We start from the raw sequence: 19,671 nt of genomic DNA on the forward strand, positions 1-19,671 counted from the left end.
ACGAGCTGGCCGGGTATTCCGGCGGGTTCAACTTCAACGGCGTGGAGACGCTTTCCGGTGGCGCCGGTGATGACCGGCTGACGGGTTCGTGGGCGTCGGACACGCTGGTGGGCGGCCTGGGCGACGATGCGCTCGCCGGTAACAGTGGCGATGACACTCTCATCGGTGGTGAAGGCAACGATACGTTGGAAGGAGGCTACGGCAACGATTCCTACATTTTCAATGCGGGATTCGGAGCCGACAAGATCTCTGATTCCGAAGGCAGCAACTCAATCACCTTCCACGATTACCAAGTGCGTGATTTGTCTGCACAGCGTGATGGTGACAACCTTAACCTTGCCTTCACGAAAACCGGTGATTCTGTCACGGTCAATGATTATTACCGTGGTTCGTCCTACAGCAACTTCTCCTATTCGTTCGATGACGGTACGAAACTGTCCAATGATGATGTCGCAAGCATTATGAACGGTACGTACGCCTATGCTGATGTTCAGCAGCAGACTGATCAGCTTGCCCAGCAGCTTGCTGCCCCGGCCGCCGATACCACCGCTTCGGACACTTCTTCAACTGCAGTGTCTGAAAGCACGGTCGCTCAGGATGCCACCAGCCAATTGTGGGTGGACAAGCAATGACAGATCAGCGCGAACAACAGTTGAAAGTAACAGAGAATACCGGACAGGTCAGCCAGTCTGTCCAAGATGATGGAACTGAACCCAAGGCTGAGCAACCAGGACAATCGGCACATGAATCAATCCAAGATTCAGCGATTTCGTGTTTGCTGATAATTGCCGGGCTCCTGCATGCCCGAGTGTCGCCAGGGCAGGTTGAGCAGCTTACACGGTTCTCTGCGCATCCTCTTGATATGGCGGGGCTTGTGCATCTTGCACGGAAAGTGGGTTTACGGGCAAAGCCACGAAAAATCGACCATAAGCATGCGAGTTCAATCACCTCTCCGGTGATTGCCCAATGCAATGACGGTTCGTTCTTTGTACTGGCGCGTGTTGAGCAATCGCCTCAGGGTCAGACACATGCTCTGGTGCTGTTTCCTCAGGAACGATCTGCTCGCCGGGTGACTATAGATGAGCTGTGGTCGTTCTTCACCGGCTCGATTGTTGTGCTGAGCGATAAGAGCATGATGAGTGGCGATGTGAGTTTCGGGTTCCGATGGTTCCTGCAATCGGTGCTGAAATTCAAGAAGGATTTCGTGTGCGTGTTTCTCGCCGCATTCGTCATCCAGTTGATTGGCATCTTGACACCGCTGATGACACAGGTTGTGGTGGACAAGGTACTGGTGCATCGTGAGGTGTCCGTGTTGGTGATGCTCAGCATCGCCATGCTGATAGGGTATGTTTTCGAGCTGGTTCTTGGTATTGCGAAAAACTATGTATTCTCGCATACGACGAATCGTATCGATGTCACCATCAACTGGCGGTTGTTCCGTCATCTGTTCGCGCTGCCGTTGCGCTATTTTGAATCACGTAAGGTCGGCGAGACCGTTGCCCGGATGCGTGAGGCTGAGAATATCCGGTCGTTCCTGACGGGTACGCCGTTGTCATCGCTCCTTGATGTGGTGTTCATCGTGGTGTATATCGTCGTGCTGTTCTTCTACAGCGTTCCTTTGACGTTTGTGGTCATCGCTTCGATTCCCGTGTTTGCGGTGTTGTCCGCTGCGGTGACCCCGATGTTCCGTCGGCGACTTGATGAGAAATTCTATGCTGGTTCTGAAGCTCAGTCGTTTCTTGTGGAGAGCATCGGGGGAGTGCAAACGGTGAAATCGTTTGCACTCGAGCCGAGGCTGGAGCGCAAGTGGGGTAAACTGCAATCCCGGTATGCCACAGCGGGATATCGGACTTCCATTGTTGCAGGGAATGCGAATGCCATCGGAAAATTCATCCAGGAAGCCTTTGACTTGCTGGTGTTGTTCCTTGGCGCTCAAGCAGTGATGAACGGGACATTCTCGGTTGGTGAGCTGGTGGCATTCCGAATGCTTGCGGGACGTGTTAGTGGCCCGGTGCTGCGTTTCGTTCAGCTCTGGCAGGACTTCCAACAGGCTTCAATGTCAGTGAGCCGTATCGGTGATATTTTCGGGACCCCGCCTGAGCCTGGAGTCGGAGCTGATCGAATACAACTGCCGAAGGTACATGGGAATGTGCGATTCGATCATGTGTCGTTCAGATACCGACCGGATACCCCGTGCGCGGTGGAGGATATGAGCTTCTCGATTCCCGCGGGGATGACTATAGGTGTCTGTGGCAGGAGCGGTTCTGGGAAAAGTACCATCACCAAGCTCATACAACGACTCTACGTGCCCCAGGCCGGCAAGATTTCCATAGATGGCATGGATATCTCCTTGGCGGACCCCTCGTGGCTGCGGGGGAATATCGGTGTTGTACTTCAGGAGAATTTCATGTTCTCCGGTACTGTCGCTGAGAATATCGCTATTCGTTGTCCTGGCGCAGGTACGGACCGTATTGTCGCGGCAGCGAAATTGGCTGGTGCGCATGAATTCATCCTTGGACTTCAGGACGGTTATGACACCATAATCGGCGAAAAGGGTGTTGGATTGTCAGGCGGACAGAAACAGCGGATTGCCATAGCGCGCGCGATTATCGATGATCCGCGTATTCTGATTTTCGACGAGGCGACTTCGGCGCTTGATTATGAGTCGGAGAGTATTATCCAGCATAATCTGAAAGCGATTTGCAAGGGCAGAACGGTTATCATCGTTGCGCATCGACTCTCGACAATCGAACAGGCGGACAGAATCATGGTCGTCGATCGCGGGCGTGTGAAGGAGTATGACACTCCGCAGCGTCTGCTTGCATCCCATGGCTTGTATTGGAGGCTCCACGAACTTCAGCGTAAGGGGGAGGTGTGCTGATGTTCCGTAAGCATCGAAAGAAGATACAAGAACAGACCGGTGTACGTGCGGAGGATGCATATCTTGCTCGCCATGCGGATGGTGCCGATGGCCTCTATTATGATTTTCTGCCCGAAATGATTGAAATCATTGAAAAACCATCTCACCCTGCGGGAAAGGTGATTATCTGGACGGTTGCCGCATGTATCGTAGCCGTCATCGTGGCGTGTTCGGCGGTTCGAACTGATGTCGTGGTAACGGCACAAGGTGATATCGAGCCTGAACAGGGTATTTCGGTTGTGTCAACCAGCCAAGGAGGGGCGATTGACAGTATCGATGTAAGAGACGGGGATACTGTTCGTTCAGGGCAAACGTTGATGACCTTGGATGATGACGACGCCATGGGGCAGGCGGTGATTGCCGCTCGGCAGATTCTGGTCATGGTGGCGCAAAACAATCAGTATCAGAAGGTTCTGGATGGACAAGATACCGATGTGACCGCGGATTCGACGGATAATCAGATCTCCGGTTTCCTGTCCGCAACGGCATCTCAGCAGGCGGACAACATTGTGCTGACTGCGGACACATCCAAGCAAAAGCAGCTAGGACGCAATGTGTCGGATGTCGCGAAGGACATTTTCGTACAGCATGCGTTGAAAGACCCGGTATTGTTCGACCAGTTGCGTAGCGCGGCTCGTACCGTTGATGCTTCCCGAGCGTTGCTCAACGTCGATGCCGATCAAGAGCGAGCTATTATTCTGCAGGCAATGGAACAAAACGCTTCGCAATGCGCACAGTATCAGGCAACGTTGAGACAACAGGTGCTTGCGATCTCCAGGAGTACAATCGTCGCACCTGCCTCAGGTGTGGTGAGCGGCCTAGGGGAGCCGGCAGTCGGGACTTTGGTGTCATCTGGGACCGCGTTACTCAAAATCATTCCGAAAGATGCTGGTATGGTGGTCGACTGTGCTATTCCTGCCTCAGAATTACGAGAGATTCATGTCGGCTCGGTCACTGAGATAAAGGTGAGTGCATATCCATATTCTGACTATGGCGTGATTACTGGAAAAATAACGTATCTGGCACCGGATTCGACAGTGGCCGATACGTCATCGGCAGCTTCAAGGAATTCAAACTCTGGCAGCTCTGAACGTGGAATATCTTCTGCGCAGGAGAAGACATACCGGGCGCGTATAGCATTGTCGAAGTATCCAAAATCCTTGCCATTGCGTGCCGGAATGCCTGTTGAAGTCGAAGTGAAAACCGGTACGCGCACCATCATCGGGTACTTTTTGGATTCGCTGAAGAAGGGAGCGCACGACACGTTCACTCAACGGTAAATCATGCAAACGTTAACACGCACAGTATGGGCGGAATCGGTGCGGGATTCCGCAGTCATCAGAATACAATGGGTGCTGGCATGCCTCTGGCATTACGTCTGACACCTGATGTGGGGTAGCCCGCACGGCCCCAAGCACAACCCAAATCGTCAAAGAGAAAGCAGAGATGATGAATGAACCAACGAACGGCTGGCCGGCGTATTCAAAGCCGATGCCCAAGCCGACCTTGCAGGACAGGATCTATTTCGCGCGGGTGCGTAAGGAGAAGCAGCGCGACCTGTTGCATGGTCTGGCCGTGGCGGAGGGGCCGTTCTACGCGCGTCTTGAGCGGATGTGCTCGATCAACGGTGTTGTTCAGGCCAGTGAGATGGCGGATCCTGTGGCACTCATTGCCGCGTATGCCGCGCAGTATGCGGCAGTGTACTCGGGTGTACCTTCGGGTTTGCGTCTTGACACGGTGATGGGTTCCGATGGCAGCCGGTGGGTGATGGGGCCGGCGTTGGATCAGTATCTGCTCAATATGCAGGATTACAGCGTGGCGGGTCTCGTGCGGTTCGGGTACCGGAACGTCTACCCGGATGGTGCTGATCTTGACATTCAGGGCATTGCCGACACTGTTGTCGGTTCGATGGTCGGCAATGGGTCACATCAGATTCTTGGCGGAAGCTGGAGAACCACGGTTGCACATGGCAATCAGCTGTGGGATATGTGGGAGCCGTCTATTCGCATGGTGTGCAGCAATCCGAAAGAAGCGGTGATCCTATTCTCATGCCTGATGGTTGATTTCCTTCGTCATATCCAGACGAACGGCGATGGTACCGCTACCGATGTCCGTGAGAATTATCGTACGATGCTCACGCAGACGATACTCATGTCCACTGTTGACTTCGGGCTGCTTGGCAAGACGACTGGGGCGACCACCGAATAGTCACGGGCTTTCGGGTCTCCTCACATGGCCCGTGTGTGGGTGTGTTTCGTTACGTTCCTGCGCTTCTGCGTTCCTGCGTTCCTGCGTTCCTGCGTATCGGCACCGGTGCCATGCCAATCCCTGCTTCTGCCGACACTGACACGCTCCTCAGTGTCGGCAGAAGCAGAAGAACTGCTCCTACCGCTTACATCAGCTTTTCGTCGTAGATGGCCCGGCTGCCGCCGATGTACTTCGGACGGTAACGCGCGCAGATGATGTGCGCCTTGCCGATCATGTCCATGGAGATGCGCAGCGGAACAACCACCGGGTGGATATGCATGCCGATGAGCGTGCCGCCGATATCGATGCCGGCTTTCGCTTTGGCTTGGATATCCTCGACCAGAACCGGATGGTCGAACGATTGGTAGGCGATGGTGCCGAACGCGCCACCCGCATGATTGGGCTGGGGGATTGCGTTGACCTGATCGAAGCCGTAATGTTCAAGGCATTCCTGCTCGATGACCAGCGCGCGGTTCAAATGCTCGCAGCATTGTGCGGCGAGGAAGATTCCCGCCGGTTTCAGTACTGACTGGGCGCCTTCGAACAGGTACGGCGCCACATCCATGGACGTATGGGTGCCGATCTGCTCGCCGAGCACCTCGCTGGACGAGCATCCGATGACGAAAATATCGCCGGCGGACAGATGCGCCGCCTCGAGGACCTCACGCACTGCCTGCGCGGTCTGCTGCCTGATCTGTTCGAAATCCTGTTTCTGCATACCGCCGATTGTACTAGCGCTATGTCACGCGGAATCCGCTCGGTTCATCACACGGCACGATGCCAAACCATATGCCATCACCCATGCCGTTTTCAGCGTTTTTCAGGATATTCGGCAGTGCCGTCCAAGAGATATCCGATGGGAATCCGAGCAGTGAGAAAGCGTTTTAGCATAATCAGGCGCTTGACTGGAACCATGCCGTCACAAGACGGATATAAACGTCGTAAAGGAAGAACGTATGTTCGTACTGAACAACGCATGGAACAATGTTGTACGCAATAAGGGACGTAATATCCTGATCATCATCGTCGTGGCGATCATCGCATCCGCCGCGACCATCGGTCTGGCGATTCGGCAGGCGGCGCAGACTGCTCGGGACACCGGCTTGAGCAACACCACCGTCACCGCGCAGATCAGCGTGGACAGGGCAAAGCTCATGAGTGAGTCGCAGGCTTCGGCAAGCTCGTCGTCTACGTCATCCTCCGGCTCGTCGTCCTCGTCGGACGGCAAACCCGATTTCGAGTCGATGCGCAGCGCGTTGAGCGACAAACAGTTGAGCCTGAGTGAGTATCAGAAGTATGCGAAGGCGTCAAGCGCGGTGAAATCCACGTATTACACGGAAACGACATCGTTGGCGGCGGCCGACTCCTTCCAGCCCGTAGAAAGTTCGGAATCGAGCTCGGACTCGTCGTCAAGTTCGGATTCGTCGTCAAGTTCGGATTCGTCGTCAAGTTCGGACCCGTCGTCCGCAAATACCGGAAATCAGCCTTCCGCCAACGCGCCCGACCAAGGTGACCAAGGTAGCCAGGGCGGCAAAGGCGGCATGGTGCAGCAGTCCGGTGATTTCTCGCTCGTTGGCTTCTCCTCCGACACCGCGGTCGAGAACGCCGCCAACGGCAGTTTCACCATGACATCCGGCGAGGTGTTCGGCTACACCTCATCTTCGGACGGGGACGTGATCATCTCCCAGTCGCTCGCCACCTTCAACAATCTCAAGGTCGGCGACACCATCAGTGTGGCGAACGCGTCGGATTCATCGACGACGTACAAGCTGACCGTGGTCGGCATCTACAAGAACACGTCGGATTCGTCGCAGACCATGGGCAGGCCGGGAAGCTCGACCGCCGCTGACCCGGCGAATGCCATCTACACGTCAGTATCGACGCTCAAGAAACTGGGACTGGACTCCTCGTCGGACTCCGATAGTGCGGCTCAACTGAGTTTCACCTACGTTTTCGCCAATAAGGATGCATACGAAACCTTCGTCTCCGACGTGAAGAAGGCGGGGCTGTCCAGCGATTACACAGTCCAGTCCGCCGACGTTGAGGAATACGAGCAGAGCCTTGTACCGTTGGATAACCTGGCGAAGTTCGCGTTGACCCTGCTGATCATCGTGCTTGCAGTCGGCGCGATCGTGCTGGTCGCACTCAATCTGTTCAACATCCGAGAACGCAAATATGAAATCGGTGTGCTCACGGCAATCGGCGTGAATAAGGCGAAAGTCGCCATGCAGTTCGTGGTCGAGGTGTTCGTCGTCACCATGATCGGCTTGGCAATCGGTGTCGCCGGCGGTGCGGTCGCTTCGGTGCCGGTGTCCAATCAGCTGCTTGCCAGCCAGGTTGCCTCGCAGCAAAGCCAGCAAGCCAGCCAGCAGCAACAGTTTGGTCGTGGCATGCAGGCTCCGGGTTCGTCGGGATCTTCTGGGTCTTCTGATTCGTCCAGTTCGTCCGGCTCGTCCGGCTCGTCGTCGAATAACGCTGACACATCGACCACCGGTCAGGCACCGGCACAGCCGACCGGCGGCAAGATGATGACTCGCGCAGTGAACTACGTGTCCACCGTCAATGCCTCCGTGAACCTCAAAATCGTCGGACAACTGATATTGATCGGTCTCGCATTGACCATACTGGCTTCACTCGCGGCGGTGATTGTCGTCATGCGATACGAGCCGTTGCAAATCCTCGCCGACAGGTCCTGACCGAAAGCGAACCGATCGCAAGCCAATCGAATCGTAAACCAATCGAACGGCAACCAATCGAACGGCGCCAATCGAACCGTAATCGAATGAACCGTGCCCTTGCATCCCGAGGTTCCGATGTCGGGACGGAAGAGCACCGAATGGAGCAACCATGAACAATGAACCACAGGCCGCAGTAGCCGATGACGTCGCCCGCATGCCGGCGACACAGGAATCAACAGGCGTGCAGACCGTGACGGGCCAAGCCCATACGCCGATCCTCGAACTCCGCGATGTCAGCTACGCGTACACGAAAGGCGGCAAGCGTGTGCTGCAGCATATCTCCCGCAGCTTCCTGCCGGGACGCGTCTACGCAATCACCGGACCGTCCGGCTCAGGCAAGACCACGCTGTTGTCGCTGATTTCCGGGCTGACCGTCCCCACCGAAGGACAGGTTCTGTACCAGGGCAAGGATTTGTCCAAGGAGGATCGATACCGGTATCGCAGCCATGATATCGGCGTGATCTTCCAAAGTTTCAACCTGTTGCCGCAACTGACCGTCGCCGAGAACATCATGCTTTCGCTTGGCGCGTCCGGCAAGCGCTTCGATGAGCCGAAACGTCAGATTGCGCGGCGCATGTTGACGCAAGTGCATTTGCCTGAGGATTACGCCAACGAGCGGATTCTGCATTTGAGCGGCGGCGAACAGCAGCGGGTCGCGATCGCGCGGGCGCTGAGCTACGACCCGCAAATCGTCGTGGCGGATGAGCCGACCGGCAATCTCGACATGGGTACGCAGGAGGACATCATGGATATCTTTTGTGCTTTGGCCCATGATGATGGCAGATGCGTGATCATCGTCACCCACAGCCCACAGGTCGCGCAAGCTTCCGACGAGGTGTTCGAACTGGCGCCATTGCGGCGGACGACTCGCCAACGCCCGTCTGCTGTGCGTTCGGCGTCTGCGGGTTCAGGGGTGCGTTCGGCAAGACAGCGCCCAGCCGCCCAGTAACCCATTGTCCCTATATACAAACTGGTTACGCCTACGCCCTGTCTCTCGCTCGGGCGGAACACAGGCCTTCCCTTATGCAAACTGGTTACGCATAGGTCTTGCCCAGCGTAGCCAGTTTGTATGGAGGGTGCGTCTGATGCTGCATTGCTGTCCCGCTGGTTGCGCCGGCAGTAGACCCTTGCCTTCCCCTTTTACAAACTGGTTACGCCTAGGTCGCGCTCAGCGTAGCCAGTTTGTATGGAGGGAGGCGCACGGCGTGTGAGCGGATTCTCGCACGCCACGTCAGGTAGCCGCCGCCACGTCAGGTAGCCGCCGCACCCCGGTAGCCGCCGCCGCGTACAGTTGGCAGTATGCCGATGAACAATGAGATATTGAGCAATCCCCACGCCGATCGCGTGCGCAAGATCGCCGGTTTGGAGTCCAAGTCGCAACGCGAACGTTCCGGACGGTTCCTCATCGAAGGACCGCAATCCGTGCGCGAAGCGATTCGCTGGCGTCCCGACGTCATCACCGACCTGTACGTGCAGATGAGCGGAGACGATCCGCAGCCGGCGAACCAGACCATCGCCGAGATCTACCGTGAAGCGCTCGATAATCCGCGTGCAGGCCAGCAGGGCGGGCTGTACATCCACGGTGCCACAGCCCAAGTGATGCACCAGATCAGCAGCGATTGCCAAGGCATCGCCGCAGTCGGTCTCACCCAGCGCATGCACGACGACCCCGATGACATCGACTGGTCCGATCATCCGATGGTCGCCGCATTCTGGCAGGTGCGCGATCCCGGCAATGCCGGTACCGTGATTCGTGCGGCGGACGCCGCGGGGTGCGACGCTGTGGTGTTCGTTGATGACAGCGTCGATCGATTCAATCCGAAAGTCGTCCGCGCCACCGCAGGATCGCTGTTCCATGTGCCGGTCCTGACCATGACCACCCAGGATTTCCTTGGTTGGTGCGCTGGCGAGCACAGCACATTGGTCGCCGCCGACGTACATGGCACGCCGGATCGGGCCCCCGAACAGCTGCCGGGTCTGCTCGGCGAACGCGGCCACATGCTGGAACACGAACTGCAGGACTCCAGCCGTCCGCTTACCGTGCTGTTCGGCAATGAGGCGCGCGGTCTTCCGGCGGGACTGGTCGAGCAAGCGGACCGTGTCGTTGCCATTCCGATTTACGGCAAGGCCGAATCGTTGAATCTGGCGACCAGTGCGGCGGTCATGCTCATGAGTCTGGCTATGTCGAGTCATATTGGGAAAATGTGAAGACGGTACAACGGCTTGAGCAAGAGCGACGTTTCACTGAAATAAGAAAGGGTACTCGTGGCACAGAGCGCGGTATTCGATGCACAGGCGGTGACCGCAGCGGTCAACGAAGGCATCGGGAAGATCGAAAAAGCCTCCAGCTCGGAGGAATTGAAAGCCATTAAAACCCAGTATGCGGGTGCGGAATCGGCAATGACGCAAGCGAGCAAGGCCATTGGCTCGCTCCCCGCCGACCAGAAGAAGGAAGCCGGCAAGCTGATGGGCAAGCTGCGCGCCGATTTCGGGCGTGCATTCGGCGCCAAGCAGCAGCAGATCAAGGCTGAAGAAGAGCAACGTGCCCTCGCAGCCGAAACGGTCGACATGACGTTGCCGGTTCGGCGTAAGCCCTTGGGCGCACGTCATCCGCTGCCCAGGCTTATGGAAGATGTCGAGGATTTCTTCATTTCCATGGGGTGGCAGATTTCTGCAGGACCTGAAGTGGAAACCGAATGGTATGACTTTGACGCATTGAATTTCGGCCCGGACCATCCTGCTCGCCAAATGCAGGACACCTTCTATGTCAAAGGCAATCAGGCCAAGGATGCTGCGGGCTTCGTCGGCTCCAACATGGTGTTGCGTACGCAGACTTCCTCCGACCAGGTGCGCGCGCTGCTTACCCGCGGGGTTCCGCTGTATATCGCGTCCCCGGGCCGTGTGTTCCGCACGGACGAGCTCGACGCCACCCACACCCCGGTGTTCCACCAGTGCGAGGCGCTTGCGGTGGACAAGCATCTGACCATGGCCGATCTCAAGGGCGTGCTGGACAAGCTTGCCGTCGCCATGTTCGGCCCCGAGGCCAAGACCCGTCTGCGTCCGAGCTACTTCCCGTTCACTGAGCCGAGCGCCGAGCTTGACCTGTGGTTCCCTGACAAGAAGGGCGGCGCCGGCTGGCTCGAATGGGGCGGCTGCGGCATGGTCAACCCGAACGTGCTCAAGTCCGCGGGGCTTGACCCGGAGGTCTACACCGGCTTCGCGTTCGGCGTCGGCATGGAGCGTACGCTTCTGCTGCGCCACGACATCAACGACATGCACGACCTCGTCGAAGGTGACGTGCGCTTCAGCGAACAGTTTGTGATGGGGGAGTGATTGACCCATGCCTATGGTTGATATTGACTGGCTCAAGGAACACGTCGAGGTTCCCCAGGGCCTGACCTACGAACAGCTTGCCAAGGACCTTGTCAAGGTCGGTCTCGAAGAGGAACAGATTCATGCTTCCCAGGTGACCGGTCCGATTGTGGTCGGCTATGTGGTGGATGCCACGCCGGAACCGCAGAAGAACGGCAAGACCATCAACTGGTGCCATGTGGATGTCGGCGACAAATACAATGCCGTTGACGAGAACGGCAACAAGGTGCCGCGCGGCATCGTGTGCGGAGCGCCGAATATGGCCGCCGGCGAGAAGGTTGTCGTCACGCTGCCGGGAGCTGTGCTGCCCGGTGATTTCCGTATAGAACCGCGCAAGACCTACGGGCATATGTCCGACGGCATGTGCGCTTCCGAACGCGAACTCGGACTCGGCGACAACCATGACGGCATCATCCTGCTGCGCAACTACGGCTTCACGCCTGACGAGTATGAGGCGCTCAAGCCCGGCGACGACGCGATGCACCTGCTGCATCTTGACCAGCCGATCCTCGAGATCAACATCACCCCGGATCGCGGGTACACGCTTTCCTACCGCGGTGTGGCGCGCGAATACCATCATTCCACCGGTGCGAAGTTCACCGATCCGGTGATTGAGCTCAACGAGAAGGCGCCGGATCTGACCGCTGTGGCGGCTGGCACCCCGTCCGACATCGAAGTGTCCATCGAAGATGACAACCCGATTCACGGTGTCCCCGGTTGCGACCGCTATTATGCTCGTGCGGTGCGCAATTTCGACCCGTCCTCGCATACGCCGAACTGGATGCGTCGCCGTCTGATACGTTCGGGCATGCGGTCCATTTCGCTCGCTGTGGACGTCACCAACTACGTGATGCTTGACTTGGGCCAGCCGATGCACGCCTACGATTTGGACAAGATCGAAGGCCCGATCGTTGTGCGCCGCGCCAAGGCGGGCGAGAAGCTCACCACGCTCGACGGCAAGGACCATGACCTGAGCCCGGAGGACCTGCTGATTACGGATTCGCCGAACGGCCAGCACGGTTCACGCATCCTCGGCATCGCCGGCGTGATGGGCGGCCTGTATGGCGAAGTGACCGCCGAAACGAAGAACGTGCTGCTGGAATCCGCGCATTTCGACCAGGTCACCATCGCGCGTTCTGCCCGTCGCCACAAGATTCCTTCCGAGGCGTCGAAGCGTTTCGAACGCGGCGTGGACTTCGCATTGCAGCCGGCAGCCGCGCAGATGGCAGCCGAACTGATGACCAAGTACGGCAACGGTGAGCCGTCTGAGCATCCTACCGACGTGAACAACACGCCTGCGCGTCGTCGTCCTATCCACTTCAAGGCCGACGAGGTTCGTCGCGTCGCAGGCCTTGATACTCCGGTCAACAAGATCAGCGATATCCTCACCGATATCGGCTGCATGGTCGCCGGCGGCGGCAATGGCGAATTCTCCGTCACCCCGCCGACGTGGCGTCCTGATTTGAACGAGCCGTGCGATTTGGTCGAGGAAGTCGCCCGTCTGGTCGGCTACGACCAAATTCCGACCACCGTGCCGCCGGCCCCCGTATCCGGTGCTGTCGGCCTGACCCCTGACCAGCGTCATCGCCGTGAGGTGGCCAACGAGCTCGCCGAATACGGTATGGTCGAGACGCTGAGCTACCCGTTCGTCGGCGACGCCGACTACAAGGCGTTCTCCTATGACGCCGACGCGGTCAAGCCCGTCAGCGTGGAAATCGCGAACCCGCTCGCCGGAGACCGTCCGTTCCTGCGCCGCGAAGTCCTGCCGACCCTGGCTCACACCGTGCAGCGCAATCTGCGTCGCGGCATTGAGGACGTCAGCCTGTATGAAATCGGGCATGTGTACCTGTGGGATCCGAACGCCCCCGCCATCCCGGCGCTCCCCGGCGGCGTCAAGCCGACCGACGAACAACTCAAGGCGTTGGACGCAGGTCTGCCGGACCAGCCGCTTCACGTGGCTGGCATCCTTGCCGGCAAGGCTGAGGAAACCGGCTGGCTGGGCGTGCATCGTGACGTCGATTGGTCTGACGCGGTTGAGGCTGTGCAGCGGATCAGCGACCGTCTGGGCGCGCATCTGACGTTGTCGCAGCCGGCGGCCGCCGATGTTCCTGCGCAATGGCATCCGGGCCGCGCCGCCAAGGTGATGGCCGGTGAAACCGAGGTTGGCATGGTCGGCGAGCTGCATCCGCACGTCAACGATGCGCTCGAATTCCCGGCGCATACCGCCGCTTTCGAGCTCAATCTGACCGCGCTGTTCGGCACACTTGATGGCAAGCCCGTGCAAGCCAAGCCGATTTCAACCTTCCCGCCGGTCAAGCAGGACCTTGCGTTCACCGTCCCTGATACGGTGAGCGCCGCTCAGCTTGAAGCTGCGATCCGCAAGGCGGCAGGCAACCAGCTTGAATCCATTGAACTGTTCGACGTGTTCACCGGCGATCAGCTCGGTGAAGGCAAGAAGTCGCTCGCGTTCTCGGTGGTCTTCCGTTCTACGGACAAGACGTTCGACTCGCAGGACAGCGTCACGGTTCGTAAGGCCGTCACCGACGCCGCCGCTGAGCTTGGCGCGCAATTGCGTGCATAATCGGCGGTTACGCTGACAAGGGTGCTATCGTGGTGTGCGCAAGCGGCGCACACCCGGAAGCCCGTTGACTTCTGCCGGCTCCCGGTTTGGGTGCCGGCAGTCGTGTATATGGCTGACAGGCTGTTCAGCCGGCAGATGGCTTGCCGGACAACGGCAACCGCGGTGCACGGCATCGCGAGACAACGAGGAGGAACCATGAGCGAAGCCGATCGTCCCGGACAGACGGCCCCCCAAACGCAGCAGACAACGGGCGGATATGCCGAATCTGCGCGGACAGGCCAGTCCGGGGCACCTGAATACGGCGCCATGCGCAGTCAGTTCCCCGCCGATTACAATCCGTACCCGTTCGGTCGCGACGATGACAGCAATCGCAACAAGCGTCAGGCTGCCGATGCTTCGCCTTCAGAGCAGCAGGTCGGCAATCCCCAAACGGCTATGCCGTGGGCGGACGGACCGCAGCAGGGGCAATGGCCGGGCAATACCCAACCGCAATACCCGTCGAACCAATACCAGCAGCCCGGGCAGAATCCAAACCAGCCATATGGCCAGTATCCGTATGGGCCGCAAGGCGCGTGGCCGCAACAAGTCGGGAACGGAACGCCGCTGCCCGGTCAGCCTGGTTATCAGCCGCGGTATTTCAACGGCATTGATGTCAATGATCCGTCTTCCAATCCGCTGTATGGACGCTGGGACAGTTCCGCGATCGTCTCGTTCGTCTTCGCGCTGATGGGGTTGCCTATTCTTCCCGCGATTCTTGGAGCCGTGTCGATTTGGCGTGACAAGACGTTCCATATGAAAGGCCGGGGTTTCGCCATCGCAGCGGTTGTTATCGATGTGCTGATCACGGTGGCGTGGGTGTGGATGCTGGTCAATGGCGTCACTTCTGCCGATGTGTATCAGATGATCGGTAACCAGCTGTATGGCGGGGGCGCGGGCAGCGGAACGGATTCGCTGAGCGCCTGATCTGGCAGGCGGGGGTTCTGCGTCTGGTTGTCGGTTGATGCGACACACCCCATGCATAGTTATGCATACTTCTGTATAGGTATGCTATACTGGCTGTATCGAATATGCAGCCATCATGCATGGGAAGTGATGTGATATGGCAAAATACACCGTCGCGGTGGCGGGAGCCACCGGATATGCAGGCGGGGAGGCGTTACGCATTCTGGCGTCGCACCCCGATTTCGAGGTGACCTGCGTCGCAGGCCATTCTTCGGTGGGCGACCGACTGGGAAAACACATGCCGCATATCCCGCAACTCGCGGATTTGACGGTGCAGGACACCACTCCTGAAGTGCTCAATGGGCACGATGTCATCGTGCTTGCCTTGCCGCACGGCGCATCCGGGGCTCTGGCCGCCAAACTCGACCCGCAGTCCATCGTCGTGGATTTGGGCGCGGACCACCGTCTCGAGGAACGCGACGCGTGGGACGCCTTCTACGGCGGCGACTTCTATGATCATTGGACATACGGGATGCCTGAACTCATCACCGGCAAAACCGCCGACGGCGCGTATACCCGTCAGCGTGCGGCATTGCCCGGCGTCAAACGCATCGCAGGGCCTGGGTGCAATGTCACGGCGACCACCTTCGCATTGCAGCCGGGCATCGCTGAAGGGCTCGTCGAACGCACCGGTATCGTCGCAGACCTTGCCGTCGGCTATTCGGGCGCGGGCAAGAATCTCAAGCGGACGAACCTGCTTGCCGCCGAGGCGTTCGGCTCCGCGTTGCCCTATGGAGTGGGCGGCACGCATCGGCACATCCCCGAAATTCTGCAGAACTTCGCTCATGCCGCCGGTTTGCAAGCGGCACAGGCATCACAGTTCTCGATGGCATTCACCCCGGTGCTTGTTCCGATGGCCCGCGGTATTCTCGCCACGGTCAGCGCGCCGATGACCGAAGCCGCCCGGGACTTGAGCGACGACCAGCTGCATGCGGTCTGGGAACAGGCATACGCCGGTCAGGACTTCATCACCGTACTGCCGCAGGGCGTCCTGCCGGCCACGGGCAACGTTGTCGGCTCGAACGCCGCGCATGTCCAGGTCGTCGCCGACCGGCACGCAGGCAGGATCATCGCCTTCGCCGCAATTGACAACCTCAACAGGGGGACCGCCGGCCAGGCGGTCGAATCGCTGAACATCGCCTTGGGGCTTCCCGAGGATCAAGGTCTGACCAAGATTGGAGTGGCACCATGAGTGTAACGTTCGCACAAGGATTCTCGGCCTCCGGAGTCGCCGCAGGCATCTCCGCGAAAGCCGGCAAGCTCGACCTCGCCTTCGTAGTCAATAACGGCCCGATCGACGCGGCTGCAGGCGTATTCACCTCCAACCGGTTCTGCGCGGCGCCTGTGCAATGGTCACGAAAAGCGGTGGCGGACGGTCATCTCAAGGCCGTAGTGCTCAATTCCGGTGGGGCGAACGCCTGCACCGGACAGCCCGGTTTCGAACAATCCCAAGCCACCGCCCATGAGGCGGCAGGATTGCTCGGCGTCGAAGACAGCAAGGTCGCAGTATGCTCAACCGGTTTGATCGGAGAACTGCTGCCGCTCGACCACGTGCTTGCCGGCGTTCGCAACGCCTTCGCCGGTCTTGATTCGGGGGAACAGGCAGGCTCCGATGCCGCGCACGCCATCATGACTACCGACACCAAACCGAAAACCGTCGCGCTTGAAGGCACAGGATACCGCATCGGCGGCATGGTCAAAGGGTCAGGCATGATCGCCCCGCAGCTGGCGACCATGCTGTGCGTCATCACCACCGACGCCGTCGTCACGCCAGGCGCCATGCAAGCGGCATTGTCCGCAGGCACATCGACGACCTTCAACCGCATCGACACCGACGGGTGCATGTCCACCAACGACACTGTGCTGTTGCTCGCATCGGGCGCTTCGGGGGTCGAGCCGGATCCGGACGAGTTCAACGACCTCGTTCGCCAAGCCTGCGCATCCCTCGCCCGCCAGATCGTGGGCGACGGTGAAGGCGCCAGCCACGACATTCGTATCAGCGTTCACGGGGCGACCAGTGAGGACGCGGCCCTCGCTTGCGGCCGCGCCATCGCAGCCTCCAACCTGTTCAAATGCGCGGTCAGCGGCAACGACCCCAACTGGGGGCGTATCCTCAGCTCGCTCGGCACGGTTCCTCCGGATGTCGCCCCCTTCGACCCGACGCATGTAGACGTCGACGTCAACGGCGTGCGCATCTGCAAGGGCGGCGGCACCGGGCGCGACCGTTCCGAAGTCGACATGACGCCACGAGAAGTCGGCGTGGACGTATACCTCAACGCTGGAGACGCCGAAGCAACCGTGTGGACCGACGATCTCACCCACGAATACGTGCACATCAACGCCGATTACGAAAGCTGATCCGCAAAGGTCGCTGCGCGGAGTATACCGGGTATGGCATATCAGGCGCGTCGCATCAGACGAATGGAAATACAGAAAGAACGGCATGAGTGAATTGAAAGGTCCGGGATACCACCTGGACGTGCACACCGACCTGCGGGCGGACCAGAAAGCCGAAGTGCTCATCGAAGCGCTTCCATGGCTCGAGGAATTCGCAGGGCAACGAATCGTGATCAAATACGGCGGCAATGCCATGGTTGACGAACATCTCAAGCAGTGCTTCGCCGAAGACATGGTGTTCCTGCGCCAAGTGGGCATGCACCCCGTCGTCGTCCACGGCGGTGGACCGCAGATTTCCAAGATGCTCAAAGCGTTGGGCATCAAATCCGAGTTCAAAGGCGGTCTGCGCGTCACCTCGCCTGAAGCGATGGATGTCGTGCGTATGGTGCTCACCGGAAAGGTCTCGCGTGAACTCGTCGGCTACATCAACTCGCACGGTCCGATGGCAGTCGGCCTGTCAGGCGAGGACGGTGGCTTGTTCTCCGCGATGAAACGCAAGCCGATCATCGACGGCAAACCCACCGATATCGGGCTTGTCGGCGATGTGGTCAGCGTCGACGCCTCTGCGGTCGAGGATTTGATTTCCGCTGGCCGTATACCTGTGGTCTCCTCCGTCGCGCCAGACGAGGAAGACGCCACCCAGGTGCTCAACGTGAACGCTGACTCCGCGGCTGCGGCGCTGGCTTCTGCGCTTGGCGCCCGCAAGCTCGTGATCCTCACCGACGTGGACGGTTTGTACGCCGACTGGCCGGACCGCAATTCCCTGATCGGACGTATCGGCGTTGAAAATCTGCGCGATATGCTGCCGGACTTGGAAAGCGGCATGCGGCCCAAGATGGAGGCGTGCGTGCGTGCCATCGACGGGGGAGTGCCCCAAGCGCATATCATCGACGGGCGCAAACCACATTCAATCCTGAACGAAATATTCACCACTGCAGGCGTCGGCACCATGGTCGTGCCCGAAGACGGTGTGGAAATGAGGAGTTCCTATGACGACTGACGGACAGCTCGAACAGCTCGGAGCCAAAGACAAAGCGTGGCTCGGCAAATACTCGCAAGTGCACATGAACGTATTCGGCACCCCGCTGCGCGTCATGGACCACGGTGAAGGCACCCGTCTGTGGGACATCGACGGCAACGAATACCTCGATTTCCTGGCAGGCATCGCGGTCAACTCGCTGGGCTACGCGCACCCCGCATGGGTCAAAGCCGTCAGCGAGCAGGCGGCCAAAGTCGCCCACACCAGCAACTACTTCGCCACCGAACCGCAGATTGAACTTGCGGCGAAACTGGTGGAACTCGCCGGAGCCCCTGAAGGATCCCACGTCTATTTCGGCAACTCGGGAGCCGAAGGCAACGAGGCGGCCATCAAGCTCGCCAAGCTGTACGGCCGCACACTTCCTGGCGCATTGCCGGAAGAAGGCGGCAAACCCGCCCGCATCATCTCCATGGTCCACGGCTTCCACGGGCGTACCCTGGGCGCATTGAGCGCCACATGGAAGCCCGTCATCCGCAAGCCCTTCGAACCGCTCGTGCCGGCTGTGGAATTCGTTGAGCCCGGAGATGTCGCAGCCCTCGCCGCGGCATTCGACGCCACCGCAGACACGGCGGACGGCAAGGGGCCGGTCGCCGCGGTGATGATGGAACTCATCCAGGGAGAAGCCGGCGTCATGCCGGTCGGAGCCGAGTATGTGCGCCAGGCACGTCAGCTGTGCGACGAGCATCACGCGCTGCTCATCATCGACGAAGTGCAGACCGGCATCGGGCGTACCGGCAGCTGGTTCGCTTTCCAGCAAGAGGAGCTGTCCGGAGGCGTGACCCCGGACATCATCACCTTCGCCAAAGGCGTGGCGGGAGGCTTCCCGATGGGCGGCATGATCGCTTTCGGACAGCAGTTGTCCGACCTGTTCACCCCAGGGTCACACGGATCGACCTTCGCCGGCAATCCGCTCGGCGCCGCAGCCGCTCTCGCCACGTTGGGCGTCATCGAACATGATGACCTGCTCGCCAACGCCCGGGCGCGCGGCAAGCAGCTTCGCGAAGGCATCATGGCTACAGGTAACCTGCTGTTCACATCCACGCGTGGCGCCGGTCTGCTTGACGCAGTTGAACTGGCGCACCCATGTGCGCACGCGGCGATGGCCTGGATGCTCGAACATGGGCTGATCGTCAACGCCGTCGCGCCAGACGCCTTGCGTATCGCCCCGCCGCTGATCGTCAGCGAGGGGGATGTCGACGAAGCCATTTCGATTATGGCGGGCGTGCCAGCGGATCTCGCCGACGACTGACGGCACGCCGTGCCCGCAGTGACGGTCATGGCAGGCACGGCGACCGATGATTCGGCCGTACCGGACAAGGGGACGGCCGCGGGGTCTCACCATAGTTGAGGCCCCAAGAGCATTACGAGAACATAG

At 59.3% G+C, this 19,671-nt stretch carries 15 protein-coding genes; 14 read left to right on the forward strand and 1 reads right to left on the reverse strand.

The annotated features are described in order from the left end of the window. The 4 genes from DSM100238_RS07895 to DSM100238_RS07910 form a co-directional block, all read left to right on the forward strand. The coding region (locus DSM100238_RS07895; protein ID WP_338071671.1) for a calcium-binding protein at positions 1-632 on the forward strand (632 nt) is incomplete at its 5' end. Further along, complete coding sequence (locus tag DSM100238_RS07900; protein ID WP_152356125.1) at positions 629-2,881, forward strand: peptidase domain-containing ABC transporter; 2,253 nt, start codon at positions 629-631, stop codon at positions 2,879-2,881. The genes DSM100238_RS07895 and DSM100238_RS07900, both read left to right, overlap by 4 nt. Next, positions 2,881-4,200: a beta-barrel domain-containing protein gene (locus tag DSM100238_RS07905; protein WP_152356126.1), complete on the forward strand. Its 1,320-nt coding sequence runs from the start codon at positions 2,881-2,883 to the stop codon at positions 4,198-4,200. Before DSM100238_RS07900 ends, DSM100238_RS07905 begins: the two co-directional genes overlap by 1 nt. Positions 4,201-4,366: 166 nt before the next feature. Next, positions 4,367-5,128 (forward strand): hypothetical protein, encoded by a 762-nt coding sequence (locus DSM100238_RS07910; RefSeq protein ID WP_152356127.1) that lies wholly within the window; start codon positions 4,367-4,369, stop codon positions 5,126-5,128. A 184-nt stretch (positions 5,129-5,312) separates the two neighbouring features. Here the strand turns inward: DSM100238_RS07910 and DSM100238_RS07915 are convergent, their stop codons facing one another. Further along, on the reverse strand, positions 5,313-5,885 hold the full coding sequence (locus DSM100238_RS07915; protein ID WP_152356128.1) for a TIGR01440 family protein: 573 nt from the start codon (positions 5,883-5,885) through the stop codon (positions 5,313-5,315). A 238-nt stretch (positions 5,886-6,123) separates the two neighbouring features. Here DSM100238_RS07915 and DSM100238_RS07920 point away from each other — a divergent pair, with 238 nt between their 5' ends. From DSM100238_RS07920 to DSM100238_RS07965, 10 genes are all read left to right on the forward strand, one after another. Next, a complete protein-coding gene (locus tag DSM100238_RS07920) occupies positions 6,124-7,863 on the forward strand; it encodes an ABC transporter permease (protein WP_152356129.1) in 1,740 nt (579 codons plus the stop codon). Between the two features lie 196 nt (positions 7,864-8,059). After that, positions 8,060-8,854: an ABC transporter ATP-binding protein gene (locus DSM100238_RS07925; protein ID WP_152356161.1), complete on the forward strand. Its 795-nt coding sequence runs from the start codon at positions 8,060-8,062 to the stop codon at positions 8,852-8,854. Between the two features lie 350 nt (positions 8,855-9,204). Then, positions 9,205-10,113, forward strand: a complete 909-nt coding sequence (locus tag DSM100238_RS07930; protein ID WP_152356130.1) for a TrmH family RNA methyltransferase — start codon at positions 9,205-9,207, stop codon at positions 10,111-10,113. Positions 10,114-10,170: 57 nt separating this feature from the next. Then, complete coding sequence (pheS, locus tag DSM100238_RS07935; RefSeq protein WP_152356131.1) at positions 10,171-11,238, forward strand: phenylalanine--tRNA ligase subunit alpha; 1,068 nt, start codon at positions 10,171-10,173, stop codon at positions 11,236-11,238. A gap of 7 nt (positions 11,239-11,245) precedes the next feature. Continuing rightward, positions 11,246-13,858, forward strand: coding sequence for a phenylalanine--tRNA ligase subunit beta (gene pheT / locus DSM100238_RS07940; RefSeq protein ID WP_152356132.1), 2,613 nt, complete (start codon positions 11,246-11,248; stop codon positions 13,856-13,858). 195 nt (positions 13,859-14,053) lie between these two features. Continuing rightward, positions 14,054-14,821 (forward strand): DUF4190 domain-containing protein, encoded by a 768-nt coding sequence (locus tag DSM100238_RS07945; RefSeq protein WP_152356133.1) that lies wholly within the window; start codon positions 14,054-14,056, stop codon positions 14,819-14,821. 136 nt (positions 14,822-14,957) lie between these two features. After that, positions 14,958-16,052, forward strand: coding sequence for an N-acetyl-gamma-glutamyl-phosphate reductase (gene argC, locus DSM100238_RS07950; RefSeq protein WP_152356134.1), 1,095 nt, complete (start codon positions 14,958-14,960; stop codon positions 16,050-16,052). Next, on the forward strand, positions 16,049-17,218 hold the full coding sequence (argJ, locus tag DSM100238_RS07955; protein WP_152356135.1) for a bifunctional glutamate N-acetyltransferase/amino-acid acetyltransferase ArgJ: 1,170 nt from the start codon (positions 16,049-16,051) through the stop codon (positions 17,216-17,218). Before argC ends, argJ begins: the two co-directional genes overlap by 4 nt. An 85-nt stretch (positions 17,219-17,303) precedes the next feature. Further along, positions 17,304-18,257, forward strand: coding sequence for an acetylglutamate kinase (argB, locus tag DSM100238_RS07960; protein WP_152356136.1), 954 nt, complete (start codon positions 17,304-17,306; stop codon positions 18,255-18,257). Further along, on the forward strand, positions 18,247-19,545 hold the full coding sequence (locus tag DSM100238_RS07965; RefSeq protein WP_152356137.1) for an acetylornithine transaminase: 1,299 nt from the start codon (positions 18,247-18,249) through the stop codon (positions 19,543-19,545). Before argB ends, DSM100238_RS07965 begins: the two co-directional genes overlap by 11 nt. Positions 19,546-19,671 lie beyond the last annotated feature (126 nt).

Origin of the sequence: Bifidobacterium apri (assembly GCF_009299485.1) — a bacterium.
Classification (GTDB): Bacteria; Actinomycetota; Actinomycetes; order Actinomycetales; family Bifidobacteriaceae; genus Bifidobacterium; species Bifidobacterium apri.

What these genes read in the sequence shown, in the direction of transcription:
- DSM100238_RS07900 (WP_152356125.1), top strand. Translation starts at nt 629, where the DNA reads ATGACAGATCAGCGCGAACAACAGTTGAAAGTAACAGAGAATACCGGA.
- DSM100238_RS07905 (WP_152356126.1), top strand. Translation starts at nt 2,881, where the DNA reads ATGTTCCGTAAGCATCGAAAGAAGATACAAGAACAGACCGGTGTACGT.
- DSM100238_RS07910 (WP_152356127.1), top strand. Translation starts at nt 4,367, where the DNA reads ATGATGAATGAACCAACGAACGGCTGGCCGGCGTATTCAAAGCCGATG.
- DSM100238_RS07915 (WP_152356128.1), bottom strand. Translation starts at nt 5,885, where the DNA reads ATGCAGAAACAGGATTTCGAACAGATCAGGCAGCAGACCGCGCAGGCA.
- DSM100238_RS07920 (WP_152356129.1), top strand. Translation starts at nt 6,124, where the DNA reads ATGTTCGTACTGAACAACGCATGGAACAATGTTGTACGCAATAAGGGA.
- DSM100238_RS07925 (WP_152356161.1), top strand. Translation starts at nt 8,060, where the DNA reads ATGCCGGCGACACAGGAATCAACAGGCGTGCAGACCGTGACGGGCCAA.
- DSM100238_RS07930 (WP_152356130.1), top strand. Translation starts at nt 9,205, where the DNA reads ATGCCGATGAACAATGAGATATTGAGCAATCCCCACGCCGATCGCGTG.
- pheT (WP_152356132.1), top strand. Translation starts at nt 11,246, where the DNA reads ATGCCTATGGTTGATATTGACTGGCTCAAGGAACACGTCGAGGTTCCC.
- DSM100238_RS07945 (WP_152356133.1), top strand. Translation starts at nt 14,054, where the DNA reads ATGAGCGAAGCCGATCGTCCCGGACAGACGGCCCCCCAAACGCAGCAG.
- argC (WP_152356134.1), top strand. Translation starts at nt 14,958, where the DNA reads ATGGCAAAATACACCGTCGCGGTGGCGGGAGCCACCGGATATGCAGGC.
- argJ (WP_152356135.1), top strand. Translation starts at nt 16,049, where the DNA reads ATGAGTGTAACGTTCGCACAAGGATTCTCGGCCTCCGGAGTCGCCGCA.
- argB (WP_152356136.1), top strand. Translation starts at nt 17,304, where the DNA reads ATGAGTGAATTGAAAGGTCCGGGATACCACCTGGACGTGCACACCGAC.
- DSM100238_RS07965 (WP_152356137.1), top strand. Translation starts at nt 18,247, where the DNA reads ATGACGACTGACGGACAGCTCGAACAGCTCGGAGCCAAAGACAAAGCG.